The following is a 13,540-nucleotide window of genomic DNA, read 5'->3' on the forward strand; positions in this document are numbered from 1 at the left end:
CTTTGTCGTTGAAGGATGGCTTCGCGGCCGATGCCACGAATTCCCTAGTTCCCCGCGCTGGCCATGCGCCGTCCCTTGATCGCTTTTTCCAGCCAGCCGATCTCCATCTCGGGAACCGAGGAAAGCAGAAGATCGGTATAGGCGTCGAAGGGCGGCGCCAGAACCTTGCTCTTCGGGCCGTAGCGCACCACCTCGCCGCGATACATCACCGCGATCGAATCTGCGATCGACTTCACCGTGGCCAGGTCATGGGTGATGAACAAGTAGGCGACGTTCTCTTCCTTCTGCAGCTCGAGCAGCAGCTCGAGGATGCCGTGTGCCACCAGCGGATCGAGCGCCGAGGTTACCTCGTCGCAGATGATCAGCTTGGGCTTGGCGGCAAGCGAACGGGCGATGCAGACGCGCTGTTTCTGGCCGCCGGAAAGCTCGGCCGGGTAGCGATCGGAAAAGCCCTTGCCCATCTCGATCTTGTCGAGCAGTTCGGCGACGCGTTTGTCGCGCTCGCGGCCGCGTATGCCGAAATAGAATTCGAGCGGCCGGCCGATGATGGTGCCGACCGTCTGACGCGGGTTCATCGCCACGTCGGCCATCTGATAGATCATCTGCAACTGCCGCAGATCCTCCTTCGGCCGGTCGGCCAGCCGGTTTGCCAGCGGACGCCCATCGAAGGTGACAGTGCCTTCTTCTGGCGGCAGCAAACCGGTGATGGCGCGTGCCAGAGTCGACTTGCCGGAGCCGGACTCGCCGACAACGGCCAGCGTCTGGCCCGGATAGATGTCGACCGAGACGTTCTTCAGCACCTTGACGTGGCTGCGGCCATAGGCGGCGGTGACGTTCTTCACCGACAGGAACGGCGTCATGCCGGGCTTCTGCTCGTGGTGTTCGATCTCGTGCACCGACACCAGCGCGTTGGTGTACTCCTGGCGCGGCTCCTTGATGATCTGCCTTGTGCCGCCCCATTCGACCAGTCGGCCATGGCGCAGCACCATGATCTCGTCGGAGACCTGGGCGACGACGGCAAGGTCGTGCGTGATATAGAGTGCCGCCACGTGGGTATCGCGAATGGCGTCCTTGATCGCCGCCAGCACGTCGATCTGCGTCGTCACGTCGAGCGCCGTGGTCGGCTCGTCGAAGACGATCAGGTCGGGCTCGGAGCACAGCGCCATCGCCGTCATCACGCGCTGCAGCTGGCCGCCCGAGACCTGGTGTGGAAAGCGTTCGCCGATGGTTTCGGGGTTCGGCAGGCTGAGCTTCCTGAACAGCGCGATGGCGCGCTTTTCGGCCTCGGCGCGTGTCGCCGTGCCGTGCAGCAGCGTGGCTTCCACCACTTGGTCCATCAGCCTATGCGCCGGGTTGAACGCGGCGGCCGCCGACTGCGCGACATAGCAGACCTCGCGGCCGCGCAGCTTGCGAAAACCGTCCTTGCCGCCCTTGAGGATGTCGCGGCCGTTCAGGATGACCTCGCCGCCGGTGATGCGCACACCACCGCGGCCATAGCCCATCGACGATAGGCCGATGGTCGACTTGCCTGCGCCGGATTCGCCGATCAGGCCAAGCACCTTGCCCTTCTCGAGCGTCAGCGAGACATCGTGCACCAGCACGATATTCTTCGGCGGTTCGCCGGGCGGGAAGACGGTCGCCTTGATGCGCAGATTGCGGATGTCGAGAAGCACGCCGGGCTTCGCTTTGCTGTCGGCCATCACCCGCGTCCTCCCTTCAGGCTTGTCGTCCGGTTGAGCACCCAGTCCGCGACCAGATTGACGGAAATCGCCAGCAAGGCGATCGCCGCCGCCGGGATGAGTGCGGCTGCGATGCCGAAGACGATGCCGTCCTTGTTTTCCTTGACCATGCCGCCCCAGTCGGCGTCCGGCGGCTGCACGCCAAGGCCGAGGAACGACAGTGTCGACAGGAACAGCACGGCATAGATGAAGCGCAGGCCGAGTTCCGAAACCAGCGGCGACAGTGCGTTGGGCAGGATCTCGCGGAAGATGATCCAGGCGCTGCCCTCGCCGCGCAGTTTCGCCGCCTCGACATAGTCCATGACGTTGATGTCGACGGCGACCGCGCGCGACAGGCGATAGACGCGGGTCGAGTCGAGAATGCCCATCACGAGGATCAGCGTCACCAGATTGGTAGGCAGCACGGACAGCACGACAAGACCCATGATCAACGTCGGGATCGACATCAAAAGATCGACAAGGCGCGACAGCAGCGTATCGAACCAGCCGCCGAAGACCGCCGCCGAGAAGCCGAGGATGGCGCCGAGCGAGAACGACAGCGCGGTGGCCAGCACCGCGATGAACAGGGTGATGCGGGCGCCGTAGATCATGCGCGACAGCAGGTCGCGGCCGAGATTGTCGGTGCCCAGCAAATGGGTAGCCGACATCGGTTCCCAGACATCGCCGACGATCTCGCCATTGCCGTGCGGTGCGATCCACGGTGCGAAGACCGCCGCCAGCACGAACAATGCCGTCAGCACGATGCCGATTAGCGCGGGGATGGGGATGCGTTTGATATCGAGCATATCCGCCCCCTATTTCGGATGTCTGAGACGCGGATTGGCGACGATAGCCCCTATGTCCGCAATGATGTTCAGGCTGATGTAGACGGCGGCGAAGATCAGGCCGACCGCCTGCACCACCGGCACGTCGCGCTTGGTGACGTGGTCGACCAGATACTGTCCCATGCCCGGATAGACGAAGATCACCTCGACCACGACGACTCCGACGATCAGGTAGGCGAGGTTGAGCATGACGACGTTGATGATCGGCGCGATGGCATTGGGAAAGGCATGCTTGCGGATGACGTTGAAGGCCGACAGGCCTTTCAGTTCCGCCGTCTCGACATAGGCCGACTGCATGACGTTGAGGATCGCCGCGCGCGTCATGCGCATCATATGCGCCAGCACGACCAGCGTCAGCGCCGTCGCCGGCAAGGCGATCGCCTGCATGCGTTCGCCGAACGGCATGCCGTCATAGACGGTTGAGATGCCGGGGAATATTTGCCACTTCACGGCGAAGAAATAGACGAGCACATAGCCAATGAAGAATTCGGGAAACGACGTCGAGGCGAGCGCAAGTCCTGAGATCAGCTTGTCGACCCAGCCATTGCGGTAGCGCACCGCGATGAGACCGAGGATGATCGCCAGCGGCACAGCGACAACGGCCGCCCAGAAGGCGAGGAACAGCGTGTTCCACAGCCGGCCCTTGATCGACGTGGCGATGTCCTGGCCGCTCGACATGGCGGTACCCAGGTCGCCTGTCACTACCCCGCCGAGCCAGCGGAAATACCTGATATAGGCCGGATCGTTAAGGCCGAGCTGCTCGCGCAGATTGGCGAGCGACTCCGGCGTCGCCGATTGCCCGAGAATGGCTTGCGCGACGTCGCCGGGCAGGATCTGTGTGCCGGCGAAAATCAGGACCGAAACGGCCAACAAGAGGAGAATGCCCAGCGCAACGCGCTGGGCAATCAGTTTCAGGATGGGTGAAGACATATCCGCAAAGCCGGCTCAGGCTTCGAGCCAGCACTTCGCCAGTGCGTAGCCGTTCATTAGCTCCTGATGCGGATCGTCGATCCAGCCGCCGACCTTGGCGCCGGTCGCGTCGATGAACTGGTTGAACATCGGCAGGATCAGGCCGCCTTCGTCGCGCACCAGGACAGCCATGTCGTGGTACATCTGCTTGCGCTTGGTCTCGTCGAGCTCGGCGCGAGCCGCCAGCACCATCTTGTCGAAATCCGGACGCTTGAAACGCGTGTCGTTCCAGTCGGCCGTCGATAGATAAGCGGTGGAATACATCTGATCCTGGGTCGAGCGGCCACCCCAGTAGGAGGCACAGAAGGGCTGCTTGTTCCAGACTTCGTTCCAGTAGCCGTCGCCCGGCTCGCGCTTGAGCTCGAGCTTGATGCCGGCCTTGGCGGCGCTCTGCTGGAAGAGCTGCGCTGCATCGACTGCGCCTGGGAAGGCGACGTCCGAGGTTCTCAGTAGCACGGCGCCGTCGTGACCGGACTTCTTGTAGTGGAACTTCGCCTTGTCGGGATCGTACTTGCGCTGCTCGATCTCGGTAAACAGCGGATAGGACGCATTGATCGGGAAGTCGTTGCCGAGGGAACCGTAGCCGCGCAGGATCTTGTCCAGCATCTCCTCGCGGTCGATGGCCAGCTTGAGCGCCATGCGCAGGTCGTTGTTGTCGAACGGCGCGGTGTTGCAATGCATGATGAACACGTAGTGGCCTGGGCCGGCGTGATTGCGGATGGTGACGCCCGGCAGACGCTTGATCAAGTCGACAATCTTCGGCTCGACGCGATTGATCATGTTGACCTGGCCGCCCTGCAGGGCCGCTGTGCGCGCCGTCGCGTCGTTGATGACGATGACCTCGATCTGGTCGGCATGGCCCATCTTGTCGCCTTGCCAGTAATTGGCGAAGCGCTCGGCGCCATGGCGCACGCCAGGCTCGTTGGTCTTGACCATGTAAGGGCCGGCCGAGATGCCGGCGTCTGGCTTATCCTTGCCGCCATTCGGCTGGACGATCAGGTGATAGTCGCTGAGCAGGTAGGGAAGGTCGGCGTTCGCCTCCTTCAGCGTCAGCACAACTTCCTTGCCGCTGGCCTTGATGGTTTCGATGCCCTTCATGTAGCCGAGCGCGCCGGACTTCGACTTCTCGTCCGAATGGCGCTCCAGCGTGGCGGCGACGTCTTCGGCGGTCACGGTCTTGCCGTTGTGGAATTCGACGCCGTCGCGGATCTTCAGCGTCCACACCTTGGCGTCGTCCGAGGAGCCGATCTCCTCGGCGATACGGTTCTCAAGCTTGCCCTCGGGAGACAGCTCGACGATCATTTCGCCCCAGCACTTGCCGAAGGCGAACGGCACCTGCGTCATCATTAGCGCCGGATCGAGGCTGTTGGTGGATTCGCCACCGACCAGGCCGGCCTTCAGCGTGCCACCCTTGACCGGACCCGCCGCGCGCGCCGCACTTGAAAGCAGCGAGTTGGCGAAGGGGGCGGTGACGCCGAGCGCTGCCGCCCGGCCCAGAAAATCACGACGGCTCAGTTTGCCCGACGCGACACGCCGGCTAAGATATTCCAGTTCGTTTGACATTTTGAGTTCCTCACTCTGTTGGTTCGACTCTGGGGTCGTTTTTCTTGTTTCTTGTGGGGAGAATAATGACCGCAAGGGAAAGCGGTAAGCAAGACCGAATGCGACATGCCGTGGCGTAAATCGTACGTCGCAATTGGACCAACGAAACCGGCGTTCAAAGAAGCGCGCGCGGCACCTTCTCCTCGAAATTGCGTTCGAAAACGAGCCTTTCGCCCTCATAGGCCTCGATTCTGGCGCTGACGATGAAGTTTTGCGCGTCCGATCGCATTTCGGCGGATGTCTCGGTGCGCACCGACCATCCATTTCGCGACAGGGTCTGCGTCCAATGCGTCTTTCCCGAGGCCGACAGCGGATCGTCGGGATGGATCGTCCAGGTCTCGCGGGCGATGCTGCCATTGGCAAGGCCGTGATCGAGATCGCGCACCTCGCCAAAATCATCAACGATGGAAAGCGTGACAATTCCGGTCTTCTCGTCGCGATCGACATGGCGCTCGGAATTGGTGGCGCGGATCGTTTCTGTCGCCCAGGGCGAGGCGCCTTCCGGCTCGGCAAACGTCGCTTCGTCGCCTGTTGCCAGCGGCCGCAGCGGCAAGGACAGCGTCGCGGTCGACAGCGCGAGTTGGACCGGCTCCGGCGACGGCCAGATCATCGGCCAATAGGCGTTCGAAACAGCAATACGCAGGCGGTGGCCAGCCGGCACGCGGTAGGCGCATTGATCGAGCACCACGCGCGCCGACACGGTTTCGCCCGGCACCAGCGCCTCGGGGAATTCGTGCGAGTTGCGATGCGTCAGGTTGAGTACGCCGTAAGAGATCAGCTCGGTGGCACCGTCGGGATGCACGTCGCAAAGCCGGACCGCGATGTTGGCCTGACGCCGGTCGGACGCGACCCGGACCAGGACTTCGGGCGCACCGACGATATCGATAGCCTCACGGAGCTCCGGCTGGTCGAAACACACCGACAAAGCGTCGTCGGGGCGCTGGTCGCCTGGCAGTTCCGGGCCGAAGGTGAACGGAAAATACTCGCCGCCGGCCAGGCCGCAGCTTTGCGGCGAGGCGACGATCGCGGGGTTGCCGCCCTCGGCGATAAGCTCGATCGATTGCGTCTTGATGTTGGACGAAGGCCATTGCTGTTCCGCCACCCAGCGGCCCGGCCGCTCGGGATGCCAGCGTGCCGGACGCACGCTGTCCATGACATAGGCGCGGTAGGCGGGGTCGGCCTCGACGCCCGTGTCGATATCCTTCAGCCAGCGGTCCCACCAGCGCAACGCCTCCTGCAGGAAGCCGATGGCGGGCCTGGGCCCGGCGTAATGCGGGTATTTGTGGATCCACGGCCCGATGATGCCCTTGACCGGCGCTTCGATTTTGCTGGCGAGATGCGAGACGGTGTTGCGGTAGCCGTCATGCCAGCCGCCGATCGACAGCACCGCGGCTTTGACGGCGGAAAAATCCTCGCAGATCGAGCCGCGCTTCCAGTAGGCGTCGCGGTGCTGGTGCTTCAGCCACAGCGGCGCCAGGAAAGGCTGGTTCTCCAGCCGGGTGAGCCACAGGTCGCGCCATCTATTGTCTCCGGCCAGCAGCGGATCCGGAGGCCGCGACGAGTAGGACAGCATGGTCGAGGCCCAGCCGAAATTCTCAATCAGCAGGCAACCACCCTTGTAATGGATGTCGTCGGCATAGCGGTCGACGGTCGAGCACAGGCTGATCACCGCCTTCAGCGACGGCGGCTGTTTGGCCGCCACCTGCAGGCAGTTGAAGCCGCCCCAGGAAATGCCCATCATGCCGACATTGCCGTTGCACCAGGGCTGACTTGCCGCCCAGGCGATGACGTCGCAGGCATCCTGCAATTCCTGCTCGGAATATTCGTCGTCCATCAGCCCTTCGGAATCGCCATTGCCGCGCATGTCGACGCGGATCGAGGCATAGCCGTGGCCGGCGAAATACGGATGCGTCAGCTGATCGCGAAAGATGGTGCCGTCGCGCTTGCGGTAGGGCAGATGCTCAAGGATCGCCGGCACCGGATCATCACCGGCATCTTCCGGCATCCACACCCGCGCCGACAGCCGGCAGCCATCGGGCATGACGATGGCCATGTCCGGAAATTCGACGACCTTGCGGGGAAATTCGGTGACGGTTTTCATGGGAGCTCTCCAGGATGTCAGTGACGCATGAAACGTGTACGTCACGAAGTCAAACGGGCGACGGTCCGTGTCGCCGAGACGACGCCTGGCGGGGACCGTTCGACTTTCCATCTTGCGTTGTCCCATTAATTTATGTATTACTTTTATTCGCTTAGGCCCGATGCATTGAGGACAATCTCGACTGAAGATCGTTTGGGATGAGCCAAAGCGCGTGACGAACCTCGAAGGCCGAGGTCTGGACTTTGCCGAACTCGATATCGAGTTTTTTGCGACTTCAACCGTCCTCCCGGCCAAAGCAGGCCGACTCAAGGCGATTGGCGAATTCGGAGAGATCATTCTCGCCGTGATCTTTAAGCCGCTTGGTTCCGAAGCGATTTCGGTAATCTCGATGCGTCGTGCCAGCCGAAAGGAAAGGTCCGTATATGAGCAATCCTAAATCGCATATTCGACCGCTTACCAATGAGGAGGAAGCGGAAATTCAAAGACAAATTGCCGCTGATCCCGATGATGCGGAGGCGACCGACGAAGAGCTGGTGCATGCCAAACCTTTCGCGGAAGTGTTTCCAGAACTTTTCGAGAGTATAAGGCGGTCCCGTGGTCGGCCGACCGTGGAAAAGCCGAAGCAAGTTGTGTCCATCCGCCTGGATCAGGATGTCGTCAGAAAATTCAAGGCCACCGGCAAGGGTTGGCAAGCCAAGATAAATGAAGTGCTGAAGAAAGCGAAAATTGGTTAAGCATCCGCGTCAATTCAGCGGAATGTCGTTTTCATCCTTGCTCGCCTGGTAGGCGCCGGACAACTCGTCATAACGGGCCGAGATATTGTCGATGCGTGTTTCCAGCCGCTGGCGTTCGGCCTCGGGCAGGGACCGCACCAGCCTGCGGATCGAAAAGCTCTTCCAGTAGGCGTTCTCGGCATTGTAGCCGCCGGGATCGAGGGTGAAGACCTCCTTCAGGATCTTCAAATCATGCGGGATGGCGAAGCTGTCACGCGAATCCTCATGACTGAACAGATAGTAGAAATTGTCGAAGCCGGTCCAGGTGATCGCCGACAGGCACAGCGAGCATGGCTCGTGCGTGGCGATGAAGATTGCGTCCTTGGTGTCGACTCGCTCTGCCTTCGGCATTTCGTAGAAGCGCTTCAGGCAATGCACCTCGCCATGCCAGAGCGGGTTTTCCACCTCGTTGTTGGTCTCGGCCAGCACCAGCGAACGGTCGTCCTTGCGCAGGATCGCCGCGCCGAACAGTTTGTTGCCATGGGCGACACCTTCGGCCGTCTTCGGCACGATATCGTGCTCGATCACGTCGAGCAGGCGGTCGATCAGCGAAATGTCGGTCATTACTGGGTCTCCTGCTGCATGTCCCCCAAAAGTGCCCCGGTTTCGGGGTAACGACATGCACAAAAAATCAAGGGAGATGTATCTCGTAGGCGTGCGAGAAATGGAATTCCTCGAGGTTGGGGCCGTCGCCACCCCGGTCGACGATCAGAAAATCCTGCGCCTCGCCGAGCGGCGTCAGCACGCCATGCCAGAGATTGCGCCGGTAATTGATCCCTTGTCCGGGGGCAGTGATAAAGGCATGCGGCTCTCCCGGTCCTTCATCCCCGTCATGGCAGACGACGACCAGGAACGGGCGCGGCGACAGCGGAATGAATGCCTGGCTGCCGAACGGGTGGCGCTCTACCATGCTCAGCTTCAGCGGCAATTCGTAGGGCGTGCCGCGCACCATGGAGATCAGCACGCGGGCGTTCGGCCCGGTCGCCTCGGCGGTGGCGAGATCGTGGTAGCGCTCGGCCCTGCCGCCATTGATCGGGTAGTGGTTGTCGCCGCTCATGTCGATGACGTCGCCAAATGGAGCAAAGCTCTCGCGGGTCAGCGGCCGCGCGACGATACGGGTCATGGAGCGCGCTTTGCGATGCCGGCGCCACCGAGCTTGGCGTGGCGGTTGACGTCCTTGTAGAGCAGATAGCGAAATTTGCCCGGACCGCCGGCATAGCAGGCCTGCGGGCAGAAGGCGCGCAGCCACATATAGTCGCCGGCCTCGACCTCGACCCAATCCTGATTGAGGCGGTAGACCGCCTTGCCTTCCAGCACATAGAGCCCGTGCTCCATGACATGGGTCTCGGCGAAGGGAATGACCGCGCCGGGTTCCAGCGTCACGATTGTCATGTGCATGTCATGGCGCAAGTCGGCCGGATCGACGAAACGTGTCGTCGCCCAGCGACCCTCGGTGCCGGGCATCGGCGTTGGCGCGATCTCCTGTTCGTTGGTGAAGAAGGCTTCGGGCGTATCGAGACCGTCGACCACCTCGTAGGCCTTGCGAATCCAATGGAAGCGGACATCGGCCTTGCCTTCGTTGCGAACCGTCCAGCCGCTGGCCGGCGGCAGGAAGGCAAATCCACCGGGCCGCAATACGTGCTTCTTGCCGGCAAGCAGAACCGTCAATTCGCCTTCGACCACGAACAGGGCACCTTCGGCGCCGGCATCGGGTTCCGGCCGGGCGCTGCCGCCGCCGGGCGCGACCTCGACAATGTACTGCGAGAACGTCTCGGCAAAACCGGACAGCGGTCGCGACAAGATCCAGACGCGGGTCTTGTCCCAGAACGGCAGGGCGCTGGTGACGATGTCCTGCATCACGCCCCTGGGGATGACGGCGTAGGCCTCGGTGAAGACGGCGCGGCCGGTCAGCAACTCGCTCTGGCCGGGGTGGCCGCCACGTGGTGCGTAATAGGTTCGCTCGGGCATCCTGATCGTATCCATGGGTTCAAACCTATTGCGGAAGCATGTCCTTGAGGCGGAGCAGCGCGATGCGCTCGACCTGTTTGCAGGCGGTCTCGAATTCGACGCCGCGGCTATTGCCGATGCGCGTCTCGAATTCGGCGAGGATTTCCTCCTTGGTCTTGCCCTTCACCGCGATGATGAAGGGGAAGCCGAAGGTGGTGACGTAGGCGGCGTTCAATTTGGAAAACAGTTCGCGCTCCTTGTCGGTTAGCGCGTCGAGCCCGGCCGAAGCTTGTTCCCTGGTTGATTCAGCCGTCAGCCGTTTGGCCTTGGCCAGCTTGCCGGCAAGATCGGGATGGGCATTGAGCACGGAAAGCCGCTCGGTCTCGCTGGCGGAGCGGAAGATACGGCAGAGTGCGTTGTGCAAGCCACCGGCCGTGTCATGCGCCGGGCCCAGTTCCAGCTCATGGGCGCGTTCGGCGATCCAGGGCGAATGCTCGAACACGCCGCCGAACGTGTGAACAAACGTCTCGAACTCCATCTTGGATGGACGCAATGCCGCCGGCTTGTAGGGATGATTCTCCTGCCAATGCTTGGCGATATCGACGCGCCGCGCCAGCCAAACCTTGTCATGCGATTTGACATAATCGACGAAGCGCTTCAGCGCCGCGACGCGGCCCGGACGCCCGACGAGGCGGCAATGCAGGCCGATGTTCATCATGCGCGGCCGGCCGGCCTTGCCCTCGGCGTAGAGCGTGTCGAAATTATCTTTGAGATAGGCAAAGAACTGGTCGCCCGAATTGAACCCTTGCGGCGTGGCGAAGCGCATATCGTTGGCGTCGAGCGTGTAGGGGATGATGAGCTGCGTGCCGCCTGCGTGCTCGAACCAGTAGGGCAGTTCGTCGTCATAGGTGTCCGACACGTAGTCGAAACCGCCCTCTTCCGCCACAATCCGCACCGTGTTGATCGATGTGCGGCCCGTGTACCAGCCGGTCGGTCGTTGCCCGGTCACCTCATAGTGCAGGCGGATCGCTGCTTCGAGGTCGCGACGCTCATCTTCGGCGCTGTGGTCGCGGTAGTCGATCCATTTCAGCCCGTGCGAGGCGATTTCCCAGCCGGCTTCCTGCATGGCCGAGACCTGGTCGGGCGAACGGGCGAGCGCGGTGGCGACACCGTAGCAGGTGATCGGCACCTCGGCCTCGGTGAACAGCCGCAGCAGCCGCCAGAAGCCGGCGCGCGCGCCATATTCGTAGATTGATTCCATATTCCAGTGGCGCTGGCCCACCCAGGGCGCAGCGCCGACGATTTCCGACAGGAAGGCTTCCGACGCCTTGTCGCCATGCAGCACGCAGTTCTCGCCACCCTCTTCATAGTTGACGACGAACTGCACTGCGACATGCGCACCATCGGGCCATTTCGGATCCGGCGGATTGGCTCCGTAGCCGCGCATGTCTCTGGTGTATCGCATCGTCCCTCCTGCCGGGCATGGCCCGAAGTGTGGTGAGAATATCGAAAGGACTGCCTACGCATTCCCCCGAAAATTTTTGAAAGTGTTTTTGTCGCACTCCGCTCGACCAGGACTTATGCATCGCCTTTAATTGGCGCACAATTCACTGTTGATATTTGATCGTACCGGGCCAAATTCGCTCGTACCGAAAATGGGAGGCGGCCAATGGCAGAAACGTCGAAAGCCGATGGCGGGCGTCTGACGACCCATGTCCTCGACACGGCGACCGGCAAGCCGGCGGCGGGACTGTCGATCGCGCTCTATTACCTCGAGGGCAAGGCGCGAACACATCTGAAGACTGTTGTCACCAATGCCGACGGCCGTTGCGATAAGCCGCTGCTCGCCGGCGTGGAGTTCCGCACCGGCGAATACGAACTGGTCTTCGCGGCCGGTGATTATCTACGCCAGCAGGGAACGAAATTGCCGAACCCGGCCTTTCTCGACTTGATACCAATTCGTTTCGGCGTGGCCGAGCCGGTGCACTATCATGTGCCACTGCTCGTCTCGCCCTATGGCTATTCGACCTACAGGGGGAGCTGAAGCATGGCCAAAGTCAGCATCCGTAACGAGATCCGGTTCATTCTCAATGGCAGGGATGTCGTGCTTTCATCGGTGGCCCCTGAGGCGACCTTGCTTGATTGGCTGCGGCTCGACCGTTCGCTGCGCGGCACCAAGGAAGGCTGTGCCGAAGGCGATTGTGGAGCCTGCACCGTGTTAGTGGGCAAGCTTTCGGCTGGCGGCCTGGTCTATGAAAGCGTCAACGCCTGCATCCGGTTCCTTGGCTCGCTGGACGGCACCCATGTCGTCACCGTCGAGCATTTGCATGGGTCGCCCGGGCAGTTGCACCCGGTGCAGCAGGCGATGGTCGATTTCCACGGTTCGCAATGCGGCTTCTGCACGCCGGGTTTCGTCATGTCTCTCTATGGCCTGTGGATGAAATCACCGGACCCGTCGAACGCTTCTATCGAAAAGGCGTTGCAGGGCAATCTCTGCCGCTGCACCGGCTACGAGGCGATCATACGCGCGGCGCATGCCATCTCCAGCTACGGCAAGGTGGCGAAGGACCCGCTGGCCGCCGAGCGCAAGGCGATCACAGCGAGGCTCGAGGCCATGCATGACGGTGCGCGGGTCGAGATCGGCGCCGGCAAGAAGCGGCTGATCGTGCCGGCCAATGTCGATGATTTCGCCACTGTGCTGGACAAGGAACCTGGCGCCACAATCGTCGCCGGTGCGACCGATGTCGGCCTGTGGGTGACCAAGCATATGCGCGATATTTCGCCGGCGATCTTCATCGGCGATCTCGATGGGCTTTGCACCATCGCCGAAGACAATGGCCTCATCACCATCGGCGCCGGCGTCACCTACACCGAAGCATTCTCGACGCTGGCCAGACGCATACCGGCGCTGGGGCCGTTGTTCGATCGCATCGGTGGCGATCAGGTGCGCAACATGGGCACTATCGGCGGCAACATCGCCAACGGCTCACCGATCGGCGACATGCCGCCGCCCCTGATCGCGCTTGGCGCGCGGCTGACGCTGCGCAAGGGCAACAAGCGGCGCACGATCCCGTTGGAAACCTTCTTCATTGCCTATGGCAAGCAGGACCGGCAGCCTGGCGAATTCGTCGAAGCGGTGCACGTGCCAGTGCCGGCCAAGGGCACAAAATTCGCCGTCCACAAGATCACCAAGCGCCGCGACGAGGACATCACGGCAGCCCTCGGCGCCTTCTTCCTGACGCTGGCCAGGGATGGCACGGTCGCGGATGTGCGCATCGCCTATGGCGGCATGGCGGCGACGCCGAAGCGTGCGCCGGCCGTTGAAAAAGCGCTGCTCGGCAAGCCGTGGACAGAACAGACGGTAGAGGTGGCGATGGCCGAGTACCCGAAAGACTTTACGCCGCTCACCGACATGCGCGCCTCGGCCGAGTATCGAGCTCTGGCGGCGAAGAACCTGCTGCTGCGCTTCTTTGTCGAAACCGCGGATACCCGGGCACCATTCCAGGTGTCACGCAACGAGGCAGCATGATGAACACCAATGCCAGTGAACAAACAGCCGAACGGTCGCGAGTAGCGTCCCCGTTC

13 protein-coding genes are annotated in these 13,540 nt (G+C 62.1%); 4 read left to right on the top strand and 9 right to left on the bottom strand.

Annotated features, from left to right (window positions below):
- Positions 1-44: 44 nt before the first annotated feature.
- The 5 genes from NKH03_RS07935 to NKH03_RS07955 form a co-directional block, all read right to left on the bottom strand.
- Positions 45-1,700: an ABC transporter ATP-binding protein gene (locus tag NKH03_RS07935; protein ID WP_352967960.1), complete on the bottom strand. Its 1,656-nt coding sequence runs from the start codon at positions 1,698-1,700 to the stop codon at positions 45-47.
- Positions 1,700-2,524: an ABC transporter permease gene (locus NKH03_RS07940; RefSeq protein WP_127262628.1), complete on the bottom strand. Its 825-nt coding sequence runs from the start codon at positions 2,522-2,524 to the stop codon at positions 1,700-1,702. The genes NKH03_RS07935 and NKH03_RS07940 overlap by 1 nt, the downstream gene beginning before the upstream one ends.
- Positions 2,525-2,533: 9 nt before the next feature.
- Positions 2,534-3,493: an ABC transporter permease gene (locus NKH03_RS07945; RefSeq protein ID WP_352880037.1), complete on the bottom strand. Its 960-nt coding sequence runs from the start codon at positions 3,491-3,493 to the stop codon at positions 2,534-2,536.
- Between the two features lie 15 nt (positions 3,494-3,508).
- A complete protein-coding gene (locus NKH03_RS07950) occupies positions 3,509-5,095 on the bottom strand; it encodes an ABC transporter substrate-binding protein (protein ID WP_352880038.1) in 1,587 nt (528 codons plus the stop codon).
- A 154-nt stretch (positions 5,096-5,249) separates the two neighbouring features.
- Entirely contained in the window at positions 5,250-7,235 is a 1,986-nt protein-coding gene (locus NKH03_RS07955; protein WP_352967961.1) for a CocE/NonD family hydrolase, read from the bottom strand.
- A 181-nt stretch (positions 7,236-7,416) separates the two neighbouring features.
- Here NKH03_RS07955 and NKH03_RS07960 point away from each other — a divergent pair, with 181 nt between their 5' ends.
- Positions 7,417-7,671, top strand: coding sequence for a BrnT family toxin (locus tag NKH03_RS07960; protein WP_352869397.1), 255 nt, complete (start codon positions 7,417-7,419; stop codon positions 7,669-7,671).
- Positions 7,658-7,969, top strand: a complete 312-nt coding sequence (locus NKH03_RS07965) for a BrnA antitoxin family protein (RefSeq protein ID WP_352967962.1) — start codon at positions 7,658-7,660, stop codon at positions 7,967-7,969. The genes NKH03_RS07960 and NKH03_RS07965 overlap by 14 nt, the downstream gene beginning before the upstream one ends.
- 9 nt (positions 7,970-7,978) lie before the next feature.
- On the opposite strand, the gene NKH03_RS07970 is transcribed toward NKH03_RS07965, so the two are convergent.
- From NKH03_RS07970 to puuE, 4 genes are all read right to left on the bottom strand, one after another.
- The gene (locus tag NKH03_RS07970; protein WP_352880042.1) at positions 7,979-8,572 is read right to left on the bottom strand and encodes a nucleoside deaminase; all 594 of its coding nucleotides are present in this window, start codon (positions 8,570-8,572) and stop codon (positions 7,979-7,981) included.
- A gap of 67 nt (positions 8,573-8,639) precedes the next feature.
- Complete coding sequence (locus NKH03_RS07975; protein ID WP_352880044.1) at positions 8,640-9,131, bottom strand: ureidoglycolate lyase; 492 nt, start codon at positions 9,129-9,131, stop codon at positions 8,640-8,642.
- Entirely contained in the window at positions 9,128-9,991 is an 864-nt protein-coding gene (locus NKH03_RS07980; RefSeq protein WP_352967964.1) for a bifunctional allantoicase/(S)-ureidoglycine aminohydrolase, read from the bottom strand. Before NKH03_RS07980 ends, NKH03_RS07975 begins: the two co-directional genes overlap by 4 nt.
- A gap of 10 nt (positions 9,992-10,001) precedes the next feature.
- A complete protein-coding gene (gene puuE / locus NKH03_RS07985; RefSeq protein ID WP_352967965.1) occupies positions 10,002-11,420 on the bottom strand; it encodes an allantoinase PuuE in 1,419 nt (472 codons plus the stop codon).
- Positions 11,421-11,624: 204 nt separating this feature from the next.
- On the opposite strand from puuE, the gene uraH reads away from it, so the two are divergent.
- Together uraH and xdhA are read left to right on the top strand one after the other, a co-directional pair.
- Positions 11,625-11,999, top strand: coding sequence for a hydroxyisourate hydrolase (gene uraH / locus NKH03_RS07990; RefSeq protein ID WP_352869271.1), 375 nt, complete (start codon positions 11,625-11,627; stop codon positions 11,997-11,999).
- A 3-nt stretch (positions 12,000-12,002) separates the two neighbouring features.
- On the top strand, positions 12,003-13,484 hold the full coding sequence (gene xdhA, locus NKH03_RS07995) for a xanthine dehydrogenase small subunit (RefSeq protein ID WP_352967967.1): 1,482 nt from the start codon (positions 12,003-12,005) through the stop codon (positions 13,482-13,484).
- The last annotated feature ends 56 nt before the right edge of the window (positions 13,485-13,540 follow it).

It is taken from the genome of Mesorhizobium sp. M1406 (genome assembly GCF_040317555.1).
Lineage (GTDB): Bacteria > Pseudomonadota > Alphaproteobacteria > Rhizobiales > Rhizobiaceae > Mesorhizobium.

Coding starts and splice junctions, on each gene's coding strand:
- NKH03_RS07935 (WP_352967960.1), bottom strand. CDS start 1,700: ATGGCCGACAGCAAAGCGAAGCCCGGCGTGCTTCTCGACATCCGCAAT.
- NKH03_RS07940 (WP_127262628.1), bottom strand. CDS start 2,524: ATGCTCGATATCAAACGCATCCCCATCCCCGCGCTAATCGGCATCGTG.
- NKH03_RS07945 (WP_352880037.1), bottom strand. CDS start 3,493: ATGTCTTCACCCATCCTGAAACTGATTGCCCAGCGCGTTGCGCTGGGC.
- NKH03_RS07950 (WP_352880038.1), bottom strand. CDS start 5,095: ATGTCAAACGAACTGGAATATCTTAGCCGGCGTGTCGCGTCGGGCAAA.
- NKH03_RS07955 (WP_352967961.1), bottom strand. CDS start 7,235: ATGAAAACCGTCACCGAATTTCCCCGCAAGGTCGTCGAATTTCCGGAC.
- NKH03_RS07965 (WP_352967962.1), top strand. CDS start 7,658: ATGAGCAATCCTAAATCGCATATTCGACCGCTTACCAATGAGGAGGAA.
- NKH03_RS07970 (WP_352880042.1), bottom strand. CDS start 8,572: ATGACCGACATTTCGCTGATCGACCGCCTGCTCGACGTGATCGAGCAC.
- NKH03_RS07975 (WP_352880044.1), bottom strand. CDS start 9,131: ATGACCCGTATCGTCGCGCGGCCGCTGACCCGCGAGAGCTTTGCTCCA.
- NKH03_RS07980 (WP_352967964.1), bottom strand. CDS start 9,991: ATGGATACGATCAGGATGCCCGAGCGAACCTATTACGCACCACGTGGC.
- puuE (WP_352967965.1), bottom strand. CDS start 11,420: ATGCGATACACCAGAGACATGCGCGGCTACGGAGCCAATCCGCCGGAT.
- uraH (WP_352869271.1), top strand. CDS start 11,625: ATGGCAGAAACGTCGAAAGCCGATGGCGGGCGTCTGACGACCCATGTC.
- xdhA (WP_352967967.1), top strand. CDS start 12,003: ATGGCCAAAGTCAGCATCCGTAACGAGATCCGGTTCATTCTCAATGGC.